Annotated in this window: 12 protein-coding genes and 2 riboswitches; of the genes, 10 read left to right on the top strand and 2 right to left on the bottom strand. The window is 37.7% G+C overall.

Annotation, left to right across the window (positions count from 1 at the left end):
* Positions 1–21: 21 nt before the first annotated feature.
* From D1B32_RS15915 to D1B32_RS15950, 8 genes are all read left to right on the top strand, one after another.
* The gene (locus D1B32_RS15915; RefSeq protein ID WP_118889878.1) at positions 22–1,626 is read left to right on the top strand and encodes a glutathione ABC transporter substrate-binding protein; all 1,605 of its coding nucleotides are present in this window, start codon (positions 22–24) and stop codon (positions 1,624–1,626) included.
* Between the two features lie 373 nt (positions 1,627–1,999).
* Complete coding sequence (locus D1B32_RS15920) at positions 2,000–3,595, top strand: ATP-binding protein (RefSeq protein WP_095310793.1); 1,596 nt, start codon at positions 2,000–2,002, stop codon at positions 3,593–3,595.
* 4 nt (positions 3,596–3,599) lie between these two features.
* Positions 3,600–4,298, top strand: a complete 699-nt coding sequence (locus D1B32_RS15925) for a response regulator (RefSeq protein WP_095310791.1) — start codon at positions 3,600–3,602, stop codon at positions 4,296–4,298.
* An 80-nt stretch (positions 4,299–4,378) separates the two neighbouring features.
* Complete coding sequence (locus tag D1B32_RS15930) at positions 4,379–6,052, top strand: SLC13 family permease (RefSeq protein WP_095310789.1); 1,674 nt, start codon at positions 4,379–4,381, stop codon at positions 6,050–6,052.
* A gap of 405 nt (positions 6,053–6,457) precedes the next feature.
* Positions 6,458–7,924 carry an ABC transporter permease gene (locus D1B32_RS15935; protein WP_095310787.1) on the top strand — a complete coding sequence of 489 codons (1,467 nt, stop codon included), beginning with the start codon at positions 6,458–6,460 and terminating at the stop codon, positions 7,922–7,924.
* 36 nt (positions 7,925–7,960) lie between these two features.
* Positions 7,961–8,632 carry an ABC transporter ATP-binding protein gene (locus D1B32_RS15940; protein WP_095310783.1) on the top strand — a complete coding sequence of 224 codons (672 nt, stop codon included), beginning with the start codon at positions 7,961–7,963 and terminating at the stop codon, positions 8,630–8,632.
* Positions 8,625–10,142, top strand: a complete 1,518-nt coding sequence (locus tag D1B32_RS15945) for a PASTA domain-containing protein (protein WP_118889879.1) — start codon at positions 8,625–8,627, stop codon at positions 10,140–10,142. Before D1B32_RS15940 ends, D1B32_RS15945 begins: the two co-directional genes overlap by 8 nt.
* Positions 10,143–10,313: 171 nt before the next feature.
* Positions 10,314–10,640, top strand: a complete 327-nt coding sequence (locus D1B32_RS15950; protein ID WP_095310780.1) for a hypothetical protein — start codon at positions 10,314–10,316, stop codon at positions 10,638–10,640.
* Between the two features lie 66 nt (positions 10,641–10,706).
* On the opposite strand, the gene D1B32_RS15955 is transcribed toward D1B32_RS15950, so the two are convergent.
* Together D1B32_RS15955 and ssuE are read right to left on the bottom strand one after the other, a co-directional pair.
* A complete protein-coding gene (locus D1B32_RS15955) occupies positions 10,707–12,080 on the bottom strand; it encodes an LLM class flavin-dependent oxidoreductase (protein ID WP_118889880.1) in 1,374 nt (457 codons plus the stop codon).
* 34 nt (positions 12,081–12,114) lie between these two features.
* Positions 12,115–12,666: an NADPH-dependent FMN reductase gene (ssuE, locus tag D1B32_RS15960; protein ID WP_118889881.1), complete on the bottom strand. Its 552-nt coding sequence runs from the start codon at positions 12,664–12,666 to the stop codon at positions 12,115–12,117.
* A 381-nt stretch (positions 12,667–13,047) separates the two neighbouring features.
* A riboswitch (SAM riboswitch) is annotated at positions 13,048–13,154 on the bottom strand.
* Between the two features lie 127 nt (positions 13,155–13,281).
* Positions 13,282–13,388, top strand: a riboswitch (SAM riboswitch).
* 87 nt (positions 13,389–13,475) lie between these two features.
* On the opposite strand from ssuE, the gene D1B32_RS15965 reads away from it, so the two are divergent.
* The gene (locus D1B32_RS15965; protein ID WP_118889882.1) at positions 13,476–14,528 is read left to right on the top strand and encodes an LLM class flavin-dependent oxidoreductase; all 1,053 of its coding nucleotides are present in this window, start codon (positions 13,476–13,478) and stop codon (positions 14,526–14,528) included.
* 18 nt (positions 14,529–14,546) lie between these two features.
* Positions 14,547–15,515: an ATP-grasp domain-containing protein gene (locus tag D1B32_RS15970; protein ID WP_118889883.1), complete on the top strand. Its 969-nt coding sequence runs from the start codon at positions 14,547–14,549 to the stop codon at positions 15,513–15,515.
* Positions 15,516–15,953 lie beyond the last annotated feature (438 nt).

Here is a 15,953-nt window from a genome sequence, read left to right on the forward strand (position 1 = left end):
CGAATAAGGAGAAAACAGCACATGAGAATGCGGAAGAAATCTTATATTTTAATCTTTTTAATTGGCTTTCTAAGCATCGCGCTTGTTGCTTGTGCAAGCGAACCTAATGATGTAGATGATGCAGATGAAGGAAACCCAGATGGACAAACAACACAAGGTGGCGATTTAATTATTGCCAAGCAATCTGATGTGGTGTCACTTGATCCAGCTGCATCAAATGATACGCCATCTAGTGATGTACAGCGCAATATCTTTGAAACACTCGTAACACAAGATGAAAATATGGAGAACCAGCCATTGCTTGCCGAAAGCTGGGAGCAAATTGATGATACAACATGGGTATTTAAGCTTCGCGAGGGAATCACATTCCATGATGGTTCTGATTTTAACGCGGAGGCAGTGAAAGCAAATATCGATCGTACACTTGACCCGGAAGTTGGATCACCAAGAGCGATTATGTACAACATGATTACGGAAGTAGAAGTAATCGATAATTATATCGTTCAATTTAAAACAGCGTATCCATTCGCACCACTTCCAGCACATCTTGCACATCCTGGTGGAGTGATGATTTCAAAAGAACAAATTGAAGAAGATTATGCTGCGATGGAAAATGGCGAAAATCCTGGAACTGTCATTAGTGCAAACCCACAAGGAACAGGGCCATTTGTCTATGATGAGTGGCAGCCAGGCCAATTTGTACGCTTGTTAAAAAATGAAGATTATTGGGGTGAGCCTGCAGTACTAGATTCGGTAACATTTAAAGTTGTTGCGGAAGATTTAACTCGTATCGCAGAACTTGAAACTGGTGATGCGGATATTACAAATCCACTGAGTCCATCAGATGTTAGCCAAATCGAAGCAACAGATGGCTTATCCGTTCAACGCCAAGAAAGCTCTGCATTATCTTATTTGGGATTTAATATGGCAAAGGAACCATTTGATGATGCACGTGTAAGAAAAGCAATCTCAATGGCAATTGATAAAGAGCAAATTATTGAGGGGATTTATGATGGTATAGGAATACCTGCAAAAGGTCCAATCGCTCCGAATGTATTTGGTTATAGTGAAGAGGTTACGGGTCTTGATTATAATGTGGAAGCTGCGAGGGATTTGCTAACTGAAGCTGGGTTCGAAGACGGCTTCTCAACAACTATCTGGACGAACGATGATCGCCAGCGGATAGATACTGCAACAAATATTCAGGCTCAGCTTAGGGAAATTGGAATTACTGCTGAAGTGGAAATCCTGGAGTGGGGAGCAATGCTTGAGCAAACAGCTAATGGCGAACACGATATGTTTGTCTTCGGCTGGACAACGGTTACTGGTGATGCAGATAATGGACTATATCCGTTACTCCATTCAGATAACCTGGGTAATGCTGGGAATCGTACGTTTACCGAAGATGAAGAGCTTGATGAACTATTAGAACAAGCCCGCCAAACTGTTGATCCCAATGAGCGGTTGGAACTCTATCGTCAAGTACAGGAACTATTAGTTGAAATTGCACCAATGGTTTACATCCATCATCAGGAATATTTAATGGGCGTAAATGAAGACGTGAATGGTCTAACGCAAATGCCGACACAGCTTTTAAACCTGAAAGATGTATATATGAAACAATAACATAACTCCTTCTAAGGTGATATATCTTAGAAGGAAGTTTTTTATTTACGAGAAAGTACTATTATGGAACAAAAATAACGCAAAACAAATGGTATTTAATTCCCTGATTCATTAATCTTTCTTAACGTTGACACAAATACTGAAAAGTATAATACTAATAAACGTATGCTCTTTATTCTGAAAAGAAATTCAATTGATTTGAGATACAAAACGTATAGAGCACCTATACGCATAGCTTCCCAATTATAATAAAATTGATAAATCATAGAAGAATGCTTTTTTGTTATGACATACATCAAAATTGGGTCACTATCTCTAGCTTAAACACCATTTCATATAATTTGTATACAGTATTTAAAGGAGTGCGTGACAGATGAAGCAACTATGGGGAAAAGTTTCATTAAAAGGCCAAGTGATGTTATTTACTAGTCTTATAGTTATACTATCGCTCCTAATATTGAGTTTGTTTGTGGCTTATAACCAATCCAAAAATACAAAGGATAATCTAGCCGAAAAGGTTCAAATTAGCGCAAGCCACATTGCTTATAATACACTTATTCAAGATTCACTACTTGTTGGAGAAACCAATCAAGAATTAATTGATTACGTTGAGCTGGTTCGTGAAGAAAATGACTTTCTATATATTGTCGTAATGGATAACCAAAAAATTCGTTTTACCCATCCTGACCGTGAAAAAATTGGACAAACCTTTGTTGGGTCAGATGCTGAAGAAGTCTTGGAGGGCGAAAAGTATACATCAGAAGATATAGGCACATTAGGCCCGTCCATGAGGGCTTTTCATCCTGTTTGGGATCAACAAGGCAATCAAATTGGAGCTGTTTCTGTCGGGATTGCAACGAAATCGATTCAAGAAGCTGTCTTAGAAAATCAAATTATCTTAATTATGATTACTGCGATAAGTTTAATCCTTGGTCTTATTGGTGCTTGGTATCTCGCTAACCGAATGAAGAAAACATTGAATGGCATGGAGCCAAAAGAAATCGCTTTAGCTGTTCAAGAAAGAAATTCCATGCTTGAGGCTGTTAATGATGGGATGTTAGCGATAAATAATACGGGAGAAGTTCTTTTAGCCAACGATACAGCCCAGCAATTTTTAAGGCGGACTGGCTACCAAGGACAATTCGAACATACTCCTATTGATCTTATTTGGCCAGAGTTAAAACTTCAAGAGGCGATAAAGACAAAATCTACTGCCCTCCATGAGCTAATCAAAAGAGGCGATGTTGAAACAATCGTCACTCGAGTTCCTATCTATGTCAATAATCAATGTGTCGGTGCACTGGCAACCTTTAATGAACGAAGCCAACTCAATGACTTAATGAGACAACTTATTGGAGCAGAAGTGTATGCACATAGCTTAAGAAGTGAAACACATGAATTTATGAATAAACTTCATATCATTCAGGCGATGGTTGAAACAGAATCCTATGAAGAATTAAAAGATTATATTGCAGATATATCTGAGCGTTACCATCTGAAAACAGCAAGTGCTGCAAGCCAAGTCGGCCAGCTAGTTGAAGATGTGAGTATTGCTCATTATCTAGCTAAAAGAATTGGCTGGATGGAACAAATGGGGGTTAACGTTCATGTCCAAAGTGGAATACCTTGGCCAAGCATGAATACGGAGTTCATTGATACTTGGGTTACGGTGATCGGTAATACTTGTGATAATGCATGGGAAGCGATGAAGCATAAGGAGCATAAAAACCTGACACTCACATTAAAACAAGTCGGTGGAGTGCTGCGTTATGTGATTGAAGATAATGGCATTGGGTTTTCGGCAAGCGAGCAACAAGTTTTAATAAGTTCAAAAAAAGGTGATCATGGATATGGAATAGCCAATATCAAAAAGAAAATTCAGCTGCTTAATGGAACATTAGACATTTTATCTGAAAAAGATAAAGGGACTATTATTACGGTTCACATTCCTTATACAGAAAGGAGCTAAGCAAATGATTAAGGTTGCAATGATTGAAGATGATGTAGATGTTAGTAGATTTCACCGTCTATTTTTAAATAAAATAGACGGTTTTGAACTTATATTTGATACACATACGCTCGAAGATGGATTGAAAAAACTTAAGCAACATCAACCTGATCTACTTCTGCTTGATGTTTATATCGGCACGACGAATGGTCTCGACCTACTGAAAAAAATTCGAGCAGAAGGAATAGATTTGGATGTGATCCTAATTACTTCAGCTAATGATGCGAAAACGGTTCAAACGGGACACCGCTTTGGTGTTGTCGATTATTTAATCAAACCATTTTCTTTTAAACGTTTTCAAAAAGCTTTAAATCGATACCGTTTGAACAAGCTAGATAAAAGTGAAGTTTTTTCGCAGCAAGAAGTTGACCGATTATTTCATAAGGGCGGACAAAATAAAGTCTATACGCTGCCTAAAGGAATTACGAAAGAAACTGCCTTTCGTATCATGCAATGTTTGATTGAAATCGATGACTGGCTTACTGCAACGGAGCTTGCTGAAAAATGTTCCATATCACACGTATCTTTACGTAAATACCTGCGTTTTTTTGAGGAAGAAAAATTAATCGAAACACAATTAATTTACCAAGTTTTAGGTCGGCCTTTACAAAAATATAAAGCTACAATTGACGCACCTCTTTTTTTAGAAGCTGGTTTCATTTAATTAAATAAACTAGACGTAGCTTCTGGTTTCATGAATAATGTAGTAAACGCTTTCAAATATTTGAAAAAGAGGTGGATATGATGAAACAAGACTTTGCCCTTGTTTGGAACAAAATGTGGCAGCAGCATAAGAAAACAAAAGATGCACTTAACGTGTTTGCTTATGCTAAAAAAGACAGTCAAGCCTTAAAAAAGGAGTCAGGTGATTATGAACAACTGAATCAAAAAGATGCTAAGCCAAATAAACCAAATGAGAAAAAACCTTACTCAAAAGGTCAACAGGTTGGATTAATATTAGGACCGATGTTATTTGTGCTAACACTAATTTTCTTCTTTCCAGAAGGTCTATCAACAGAAGGAAGGTTTGTATTAGCTTCTACTCTATGGATTGCTACGTGGTGGATTACAGAAGCGATTCCGATTCCGGTGACGTCCTTAATGCCCCTTATTTTACTGCCACTGACAGGAAGTATGGAAGGTTCAGCGGTTGCTTCTGCTTACGGAAATGATATTATTTTCTTGTTTTTAGGTGGTTTCTTTATTGCGACGGCGATGGAAAAATGGGATTTACATAGAAGAATCGCCCTGTTCATTATAGCTGTTATTGGAACGAGTACACAACGGATTTTACTCGGATTCATGTCGGCTACTGCCTTTTTATCGATGTGGGTTTCTAATACAGCGGCGGTAATGATGATGATTCCAATGGCTCTTGCAATAACTGCACAAGTAGCTGCTACACTTAAAGGTCAAAAAGATGGATCAGATTTGCCAAAATTTGAAAAGTCAATGCTTTTTGGAGTTGGTTATGCTGGGACGATTGGCGGTTTTGCGACCTTAATCGGAACACCTCCAACTATAATACTTGCCGGACAGGTTAGAGAACTATTTGGCATCGAAATTTCCTTTGCATCATGGATGTTGTTTGCAACACCACTCATGATCATAGTCCTGCTTAGTACTTGGTATTATTTAGCAAAAATTGCTTTTAAGATTAATCTTAAACACATACCGGGTGGAAAAGAATTGATCCAAGATGAGAGAAAAAAGCTTGGGAAAATTTCCTATGAAGAAGGCGTTGTTTCAGCCGTCTTTGTTTTTGCCGCTTTTATGTGGATTTCAAAAGACTTTTTCTGGAGTGGAGAAAGTGCACTGATTTACCAATTACCAGGAATTTCAGATGGGATGATTGCCATGATGGCAACTGTTCTATTATTTTTAATCCCCGCAAAAGCGAGTCCGCGTGTACTCGAGTGGGCTGATTCGAAAGACATTCCTTGGGGTGTGTTGTTATTATTTGGTGGAGGACTTGCAATTGCAGCAGGTTTCCAATCAAGTGGCTTATCTAGTTGGCTAGGAGAACAGCTTACAATACTCGATGGTCTCCATATCTTTATCATTATTGCTGGTGCAACTTTATTAATTATGATGTTAACAGAAATCACGTCTAATACAGCTACAGCGACTATGATTATGCCAATTTTAGGTGCTTTAGCAGTTGCGATTGATGTCCACCCGCTTGCTTTAATGGCTCCATGTGCCATTGCGGCTAACTGTGCATTTATGCTGCCGGTTGGAACGCCGCCAAATGCGATTATATTCGGGACTGGAAAACTAAAAATTATCGAAATGGTAAAAACAGGATTTGCTTTAAATGTGTTCTCAACGATACTCATTGTTTTATTTGCTTATTTTATGCTGCCGCTTATATTTAATATTGATTTAACAACCTTCCCAGAGGGGTTATTAAAATAATAGTATTCAAAGAAGTAATACAAGCATGGTGTAACTTAAGAAAATCCTTCTAAGATAGTAGAAATCTTAGAAGGATTTTTTATGCATTCATTTGTCTTAGGACAATATATTATCAAATACAGAGTTTGCTAGTTTCTAGGGGAGGTTTCTGTAAAATTGATTATGATGGAAATGGTAATTTTATCCAATCAATAAGTAAATACAAATTTTGGATTTTTTTTAAAATATTAGTTGTTTTTCTGGTGTATTACGAATATAATACATTTATATTACAAAAATAATACAATTAAATAGAATGAGGTGAGAGTTAGCTTCCAAGGGAGCCTTGAATAACATCTATCATACATATATTTATTAAGTGGATTTATTGGCAAAAGTGGAATTATTTTAGTGAGGGGGTTTGGAATGAATTTTATTAAACGTGGGTTTTTAGGTATTACAAGAAAAAAAGGGAAATCATTAATTTTATTAGCAGTTATTTTTATTTTAGGGAATTTAATATCAGGAGCAATTTCTATTCAACAGGCAACTGGTAATGTAGAAACGAATATTAAAGATAGACTGGGAACTGCCGCAACGCTCGAGCTCGATCATGAAGCAGTGGAAGATCTAAGCGAGGAAGAGTGGCTAGAGATTGAAAACATAGACATTGATTTGATAAAACAAATTGGTGCGCTTTCCTATGTGAAATACTTTGATTATAATACGTCTACCTATCTAGGGTCAGAGAGCATTGAGAGCTATCAGGGTGAAGAGACGGAAGATGAAGTAGTTATGATGGGCCCCAGCATGGACTTTAAGCTGAATGGAATTAACTATGCTCCCGTGATTGATTTTGAAGAACAGAAGGGTAAATTAGTTGATGGTCGCGTTTTTACCCAAGATGAAGTGGACAATGGCACTTCTGTAGCTATCATCTCAACTAAATTGGCAGAAAAAAATGATCTAAATATAGGTGATACTTTTACATTAGAGAATGCAGTCTATACGTATGATGAAGAAACAGGTGAAGAGGATGTAGTCACTTCTCGAGATGTCGTATTGGAAGTAATTGGCTTATTTGAACCGCAGTCAATTAAAGAAGATATAGAAGTAGACTCAGATACCGGTATGATAGATTGGATGGACATAGAGTATCAAAATACAGTATATGTTCCAAATGAGATTGTCGCCAGCGAAAATAGATATCATATGGAAGAATATATGAAAGAGGATGAAGAATTTGCAAAAATGATGGAAGAAGAAGGGGACTCTTTCGAATATTACACACCGATGTTTTATTTAAACAGCCCTGAAGATAGTGAAGCATTTGAAGAAGAGGTAGCTCCATTGCTGCCCGAATTTTATACTGTAATCAATGCTACGGATCAATACGATAGCATCGCAGGACCAATGGAGTCGATGTCCAAACTAGCAAAATATGTTTTGCTTGTTGCAGTAATTGCAACGGTGCTGATAACTGGATTAGTAGTTTTACTATTCCTCCGGGACCGGAAACGCGAACTGGGCATTTACTTATCCTTAGGAGAACGACGGATCCGTGTGGTAGGGCAAATTCTAATTGAAGTGATGGTGGTTGCAGTAATTGGTATCACATTATCCTTGTTTAGCGGGAATCTCTTAGCTGGACAGGTATCTGATATGATGATGAAAGCTAATGAGAATCAAGATGAGTATTATGAAGAGTATATTTATTTTGGTGATACACAAATAGATTTGACAACAGAGGATGTCATAGACTCTTATGAGGTAAATCTTAACTCAAGCTATGTTCTGGGCTTCTATGGAATTGGTCTGTTAACTATTTTAATTTCAACGGTTATCCCGCTAATTTATATTGTAAGGCTAAATCCGAAGAAAATACTGATGTAATAGAGGGGTTACGCTCATTAATAGAGAGGTGAGAATATGATATTAGAAGCGAAAGATTTAAATTATTATTATCAAGATGGCGAACAGCGTCGTTATATCTTAAAGGATACATCTGTCTCTTTTGAAAAAGGGAAGTTTTATACGATTTTAGGGCAGTCCGGTTCAGGGAAAACCACCTTGTTATCATTACTCAGTGCCTTGGATTCGCCCCATAGCGGAGAAGTATTATTTAATGAAGAAGACATTAAGAAAATTGGCTATGAAAAGTACCGTCGTAATAATGTCGGGATTATTTTTCAAAGCTATAATTTAATACCGACCTTTACAGCTGTGGAAAATGTACTGGTTCCTATGACGATTACGGAAAATGAAATTCCAGAAGATGCAAAGACAGTAGCTTATAATTTACTAGATTATATTGGTATTGTAAAAAGTAAAGCAGATCGTTTCGTTAATAAGCTTTCTGGGGGGGAGCAGCAACGTGTGGCTATTGCCCGAGCTCTCGCGACCAATGTGGAATTAATTCTTGCTGATGAGCCTACAGGAAACCTTGATGAAGAGATGGAACAGGAAATTATTGATATTTTTAAAAAATTGGCACATGAACACGGGAAATGTGTCATTGTGGTAACGCACTCCAATGAAATTGCTTTACAGTCTGATCAGGCTTTCCATTTGAGGAAGGGTGCACTGTCTTCCTATGAGTGATTTTTTATCAAAGTTTAATAAAGACAAGTATGATGATCTGGTAAATGAAAAAGAAGACAAAGAAATAAAAGATAAGAAAGAAGAGAAAAGTGTTAAGCAGGAAAAAATAGAAACGCAGCGGAAGCAGGAAGAACAAGCTTCTGCTGCGGAAAGTGAAGAAACAGTACCTGAGCGTGATACCCCGCTTAAGTCAGAGTCTAATTCTTCCAGAAGCAGTCGCCGTCAAGACGCAGAAGAAGAAGTAGAAATTGATCAGGATTATCGAAAGAAAAAAAGACGCCGGATGTGGCTGATTATTTCTGGAACTGTCTTAGCTTGTGTTTTGATATTCTTCATTTACTATATGCTTGTTCATGTGAAAGTTGAAAATTTTGTGGACAAGCCTGTTTCAGAAGCACGTTCTTGGGCAAGTGAAAATGATGTAGAGGTTGAATTAGCGCAGGAATATAGTATGGAGTATGATGCAAACCAGATTATTTCGCAAAGTGTATCTCCTGGAGAAAAGATTAGAAAAGGAAAAACGCTTCAATTAACTAGCAGCTTAGGAGCTGACCCAGAAGAGGTTATTCCGCTTGTTGATTTTTCGGAGATGACACATGAGGAAGCGCAAACCTGGATTGATGAAAATAAAGCAGAAAATTTGCAGATGGTCACAGAATATAGCGATGATATCGAAGAAGGTGGCTTTATTCAGTTTTCCATCAGGGATAGCAACATTGATGAATCAGAATACAAGCGTAAAGATAGTGCTGCTGTCTATTATTCAAAAGGAAAAGAAGTTTTCGAGAAGAATATCAACATACCTGATTTTGCTGGGGTAGCCAAAGAAGAAGTAGAAAAATGGGCAGAAACCAATGAAATTGAAATGACATATGAAGAATCGGATTCCGACACGATTGAAGCCGGGAATATTATTAGTCAGAGTGAAGCACCAGATGAAAAAATTGCTAAAAGGGATAAAATGAAAGTTGTTGTCTCATTGGGAGAAGCTACTGAAGTTCCGAACTTTGGGGAGCTGACTCCAGAAGAAGCTGTGGCAAATTATCCTGATCTACTCGTGACAGTAAAACATAAATTTAGCACAGATGTTTCATACGGAACACTTATTTCACAGTCCGTTGAGGCAGGAACAAAGCTGACAGATAAAGATAATAAGAATATTACCGTTACTTATTCAGAAGGAAGTCCTTATTTACGTGATTTTCGAGGTCAGTTAGAAGGCGATCTGCCAAGATTGTTTTATGAAGAATATCACTCGAAAGGTGCCGATATTAACTATATTGTGAAATATGTTGATTCCCCTGAAGTGAAAGGTACCGTCGTGGACATGGGTGTATTTAATGAATTTGTTCGGATGACTTATACGGTTGAAATCCGTATAAGCAATAATGCTTCGGCAGCACCGAATCCGTCCGATTACTTTGAGGATGCACCGGAAGATTATGTAGTCGGTGGCGGACCGGAACAATCTGTGGAAAGTGATGAGAGCGATGAGGTTTATGAGAAATAAAAGCAATATTATTTTAGACTGAGAAGCCTTTAAAGTTATAATGGGAGTACTATCATTTATAGGGATAGTGCTCCTGTTTTTAATTTCCATACAAGAGAATTGAATCTAAATGTATATTTTCATAAAAAACGGCAGAAATTATTTAATGACTTTAAATTAGTGGGTGAATTGATGAAAAAATTGATTTTTGCAGTGGTTCTTCTCCAAGTAATTGTCCTAGCAGTGTCATATAATACAGTGAATGCAGAAGTAATAGAGCATGAGAGTAATGATAAGGAATCATCACATCATAATTGGGTAGAATATAGTACGGATACAACTGTATTGGAAGTAGGTTCTCATGAGGGTTCGTATATGAAAAACCTCCTTAGATATTCATATGTATGTGATATTTCTCATAAAATAAAAACAGTTGTTTATTACTGTGATGAACATGATCATACGAAATCTGAAACATTTTTGGAAGAAGTAATACATAGTGAGGAGCACAGACATTGAATGGTAAACTCACCAGTAAAAAAGCATGCCTATAATGAAATGGCATGCTTTCCTTTTTAGTTATTACTACTTTACAAGCAAGTGTTTTTTCCTTCCAGGATGCGTGTCAAGGAGCTTATCGCCTTTTCCAAATAAGTTATCTCTTAAAGTACTTCCTTCATATTCGGTTTGAACAAGTCCTCTTTCTTGTAAAACAGGTATAACGAGCTCAACGAAATCTTTAAAAGACCCTGGAGTAATGGCATATGCGATGTTAAATCCGTCTATACCAGCTTCGTTGACCCATCGCTCCATCTCATCTGCAATCTGTTCGGGAGCGCCAATTGCCGTTGCTCCCATTCCACCAATACCAATTGTTTGGATAACATCCTCTACTGTTGATGGTCGATCAGGATGGATTTTTGTGAAATTTTCAAGTGCGGACCGAATCGAATCATTTTCGATATAACTGATTTCTTGATCCTTTGCGTACTGGGATAAATCGACTCCAGTCCACCCACCGAATAGTGCTAGTGCACCTTCTGCACTTATATATTGTTGATAGTCTTTATATTTTTCTTTAGCCTCTGCTTCTGTTTTGCCAACAATCGGTACAAACATCGTAAGAATTTTTATTTCTTCTTTGGATCTTCCTGCCCGTTCGATATCTTCTTGCAGTTTATCCACGGTTGCTTTTGCTGTTGCAATCGTTGGTGCGCCAATGAAAACAAGCTCCGCATTATTAGCAGCAAAAGCACGCCCCTTTTTGGATGCGCCCGCCTGATAAAGAACAGGGGTCCGTTGGGGAGAAGGCTCACATAGATGAGCACCAGGGACCCGGTAATATTTTCCTTGATGGTTAATATCATGAACTTTACTTGGATCTGTAAAAACGCGATTTTCTTTGTCAAGCTTTACCGCATCATCTTCCCAGCTTTCTTCCCAAAGCTTATAGCAAACTTCCAAATATTCCTCCGCAATATTATAGCGTTCATCATGATTAATCTGATCTTCTAATCCCATATTAACAGCTGCGCTTTTTAAATAAGAGGTAACGATGTTCCAGCCAATACGTCCATTTGTTAAATGATCTAACGTACTGATTTTACGAGCAAATGTGTATGGATGCTCATGTGTCACAGAAGCAGTAATTCCAAAACCGAGATGCTTTGTCACTGCTGCCATGTATGGAACAATTAGAAATGGATCATTAACTGGTGATTGCACACCATTTCTTACTGCTGCATCACGGGATTCACCATATACATCATAGGTCCCTAATACATCTGCAATAAAGACTGCATCGAATCTTCCATTTTCTAATGTTTTTGCAAGCTCAGTCCAATAGGCACTATCTTTGTATCGATGCGACTGATCATCTGGATGTGTCCATAGTCCAGGTGATTGATGTCCCGGAGTATTCATATCGAAAGCATTTAAAAAAATACGCTTTTTTGTCATATTATTTCTCCCTTTTTATTATTGAATAGCATCTTTAGTACGTAACAACTTCTCTAGCAACTGGATTATTTATAAGCTGAACAAAGTAAAAGAGTTGTTTTTTTGTTCGTTGTAAAATATCTTCATCAATAATTGGAAGGGAATTTTGCTTATCAATCTGTCTATCCAATAGGTAAAGACCTTTTAAATTATGTGCTTTTAATGTAGCAAGAACCGGCTTTAACGTATATTCGACAGCAAGTAAATGGGAGGGACTTCCACCTGTCATAAGCGGTAGTACTGGCTTATGTTTCAAAATATCCTGTGGCAATATATCAATCAAAGCTTTTAGCACACCGGAATATGCTCCTTTATATACTGGTGATCCGACGATTAGTCCTTTGGCATGTTGGATTTTGACTGCAATTTCTTTAACAGCAGTACTATTGAAATTTCCTTGAAATAAATCTTCATATGGTACATCTTTTACAGAAATATGCGTTACTGAGAATTGCTCACCTTCTAATAAAGTACCCAAATATTTAAGCACCTGCTCAGATCTTGAAAACTCAGAAGGACTTCCGGATAGAATTACAATCTCGCTCATGTAAACATTCTCCTTTAGCTTTTTATTTGTACTCTACGAAACACTGATTAATATTAGACTTTTGAGAAACTGCACTAATCTGTAATGATGGATTGGTACGTATACTCGCTACGGAAACACACTACGCTTTATTCGGGGGACCCGTGAACCTTTTTGAACTGTCGTTTTTGAAGTCTCACTATGGCTCCGTCCCCCGGCAGAAGTCACTGTTTGTTTCCACCGCTAGTGCTAGATCATTGTGTATATTTAGCGGAATTCCTCATACCACAGCAGTTAGTTCACAGTTTAAATTTAGTTGACAGGTACTAAATATTTAATACGAGTAAAAAACCCCCTTTTCTTCTAAAAAGAGAAAAGAGGGTACACTACATCATTTATCAGCTCTTATCTCTCAAGAAAAAATCTTGCTGGAAGTAGCACCTTTCTAAAATAATTAGTGGTTGCTGAAGCGTCATAGGGCCAGTTCCCTCAGCTTCTCTTGATAAGAATTTTCAATTGTTGGATATATTCTAATATATCAAATCATATAAGTCAACTAAGAATTATAAGAATTAATTGATTGACATTTCTTAAGTTTTATATTATTATTCAACCAACAACTTCATTATTTGATTTATCTTATCACGAGAGGTGGAGGGACATGGCCCAAAGAATCCTCGGCAACAGGTTCATTTAAGAATACTGTGCTAATTCCATCAAGCAGACTGCTTGGAAGATAAGAAGAGCATACATACATAATATGTAAAACCTCTATTCTTATCCTAGAATAGAGGTTTTTTGTTGAACAGAAGTTAGGAGGAGATGGAACAATGAAATATGGGTTTTGGTTACCGATTTTTGGTGGATGGCTAAGGAATGTAGAGGATGAAAATATGCCACCAACATTTGATTACGCAAAGAAAGTCATTCAACACGCTGAAACGTGGGGTTATGATACAACGTTAATAGCTGAATTATATTTGAATGATATTAAAGGGATTGAAGCCGATTCTATTGAAGCATGGACAACTGCCGCAGCACTGGCAGCTGTTACCGAGAAAATGGAAATTATGACCGCTGTCCGACCGGTATTCCATAACCCGGCGGTAACTGCTAAAATGGCCGCAAATATTGACCAAATTAGCAATGGTCGATTCACTTTAAATGTTGTCTCTGGTTGGTGGGAGGAAGAGGCCAAACAGTATGGTGGAGAATTTACAGAGCATAATGATCGCTATGATCGTACAAGTGAATTTTTAGAAGTTTTAAAAGGATTATGGACGGAAGAGACATTTTCTTATGATGGAAAGTTTTATAACATTAAAAATACAAATTTATCACCAAAGCCAGTTCAACGGCCAAATCCAATTTTATATGCTGGTGGTGAGAGTGAAAAAGGAAAGCAAGTTATTACAGCTTATTGTGACGCATATGTGATGCATGGCGGAACGGTGGAAGAAGTTAGGAATAAAATTGAAGATATGAAGAGACGTAGAAAGAAGGCTGAAAAAGAAGCATTGCAATCATTTAGTATGGCTGCCTATGTTATTTGCAGAGATACGGAGGAAGAGGCACAGGAAGAATTACACCGTATTACGACAGTTAAAGATGCAGCAGGCTATGCAGGTATGAAAGATTTTACAACGAAATCAGAGCTTGAGCAACAGCTTAAATTGCAAGATTACTCAGTATCAAACCGGGGATTGCGTCCGAATCTTGTTGGCACACCGGAACAAATTGCAAAGCGAATTTTAGCTTATGAAGCAGCCGGAGTAGATCAACTATTATTACAATGCTCTCCACAGCTTGAAGAATTGGAACGCTTTGCAAAGCAAGTAATGCCTAAGGTTGAAGAATTACGTAATACATTAACGAATATCTAAGTTAGGGGAGAATTATAAATGAGTAAAATATACGTTATCCATGAAAATAATGAGTGGACAGAGCATTTAATTAATCGATTAAAAGAGCTTAATTTACCTTATGAAGATTGGTTGCTTGATAATGGTACGGTTGATCTTAGTGCAGCACCTCCAGAAGGGGTTTTTTACAATCGGATGAGTGCTTCGTCACATACCCGTGGAAATCGGTTTGCACCAGAATTAACGAATGCTGTACTCGCGTGGTTAGAGCATCATGGAAGAACTGTAATAAACGGCAGTCGTGCACTGCAGCTTGAAGTAAGCAAGGTTCTGCAATATCTTGAGCTTGAAAAGTATGGTGTTAAGACACCAAAGACAATTGCAGCTGTAGGGAAAGAAAATATTTTACAAGCAGCAGAAGCATTTAAAGGGAAGAAGTTTATAACGAAGCATAATCGTGCAGGTAAAGGCTTGGGCGTTCAATTATTTACTTCCATAAACGCACTGCAAAATTATGTGGAAGGGGAGTCGTTTGAAGAGCCGGTTGATGGCGTTACGTTACTTCAAGAGTATATTGAATCTCCGGAGTCCTATATTACGCGATGTGAGTTTGTTAATGGAAAGTTCCTTTATGCTATGCGTGTGGATACATCAGAGGGATTTGAATTATGTCCGGCAGATGCTTGCACAATCGATGATCTTTTTTGCCCGGTGGGTGAAGAAAGTGCCCAGCCAGCTAAGTTTCAAATTCGTGAGGGATTTAATCATCCAGTATTAGAAAAATATGAGCGTGTCCTAGCGGCGAATAATATTCGTATTGCAGGAATCGAATTTATTGAGGATAAGGATGGGAATATTTACACGTACGATATTAACACAAATACGAACTACAATAGCGAAGCAGAAGCAAAAAGCGGAAAATACGGTATGCTGGAAGTAGCGAGGTTTTTAGGGAGTGAACTGGAGAAATTGAGAGAACATGTAGGGAGTTCCCCCAGTGCAAAATAAGTTGACCCATAAAAAATCCTTATCTAGAGTCTGGGGAAGAATCTGGTCTACTGATCCTGCGGCAGCAATTATGTCATAAGTTGAGTAGCAAGGTGCCAATTCTTAATTCCACTGAAAATAAGGAGGGTGTATGTGATAATTCAAAGAGGCTGCGAGATATCTAAAGTATTTAAATAAATGAAGAACGATAGACAAACTTAGCGCAGAAAATATACGTAGACGGAAGGGGCATGGGTGAGACATTGGGGTACATATCACAAGGGTGCTCACCATCTGTCGCTTGATGCTCTAAGTGTATTTCCGAATCGGATATTTTTGTCAATCATGTTTGAATGTTTACTGATAAAAACACTTTCAGCCTCTTTGTTATTGAAAAATAGTTATTAAAAGCGATGTTTTTTTATCCATTAAACCAAGTTAACCTATCTGTTTAATTAA

The sequence above is a fragment of the Oceanobacillus profundus genome, from assembly GCF_003515705.1.
Lineage (GTDB): Bacteria > Bacillota > Bacilli > Bacillales > Amphibacillaceae > Oceanobacillus > Oceanobacillus profundus.

Coding starts and splice junctions, on each gene's coding strand:
- D1B32_RS15915 (WP_118889878.1), top strand. CDS start 22: ATGAGAATGCGGAAGAAATCTTATATTTTAATCTTTTTAATTGGCTTT.
- D1B32_RS15935 (WP_095310787.1), top strand. CDS start 6,458: ATGAATTTTATTAAACGTGGGTTTTTAGGTATTACAAGAAAAAAAGGG.
- D1B32_RS15940 (WP_095310783.1), top strand. CDS start 7,961: ATGATATTAGAAGCGAAAGATTTAAATTATTATTATCAAGATGGCGAA.
- D1B32_RS15965 (WP_118889882.1), top strand. CDS start 13,476: ATGAAATATGGGTTTTGGTTACCGATTTTTGGTGGATGGCTAAGGAAT.
- D1B32_RS15930 (WP_095310789.1), top strand. CDS start 4,379: ATGAAACAAGACTTTGCCCTTGTTTGGAACAAAATGTGGCAGCAGCAT.
- ssuE (WP_118889881.1), bottom strand. CDS start 12,666: ATGAGCGAGATTGTAATTCTATCCGGAAGTCCTTCTGAGTTTTCAAGA.
- D1B32_RS15920 (WP_095310793.1), top strand. CDS start 2,000: ATGAAGCAACTATGGGGAAAAGTTTCATTAAAAGGCCAAGTGATGTTA.
- D1B32_RS15955 (WP_118889880.1), bottom strand. CDS start 12,080: ATGACAAAAAAGCGTATTTTTTTAAATGCTTTCGATATGAATACTCCG.
- D1B32_RS15950 (WP_095310780.1), top strand. CDS start 10,314: ATGAAAAAATTGATTTTTGCAGTGGTTCTTCTCCAAGTAATTGTCCTA.
- D1B32_RS15945 (WP_118889879.1), top strand. CDS start 8,625: ATGAGTGATTTTTTATCAAAGTTTAATAAAGACAAGTATGATGATCTG.
- D1B32_RS15970 (WP_118889883.1), top strand. CDS start 14,547: ATGAGTAAAATATACGTTATCCATGAAAATAATGAGTGGACAGAGCAT.
- D1B32_RS15925 (WP_095310791.1), top strand. CDS start 3,600: ATGATTAAGGTTGCAATGATTGAAGATGATGTAGATGTTAGTAGATTT.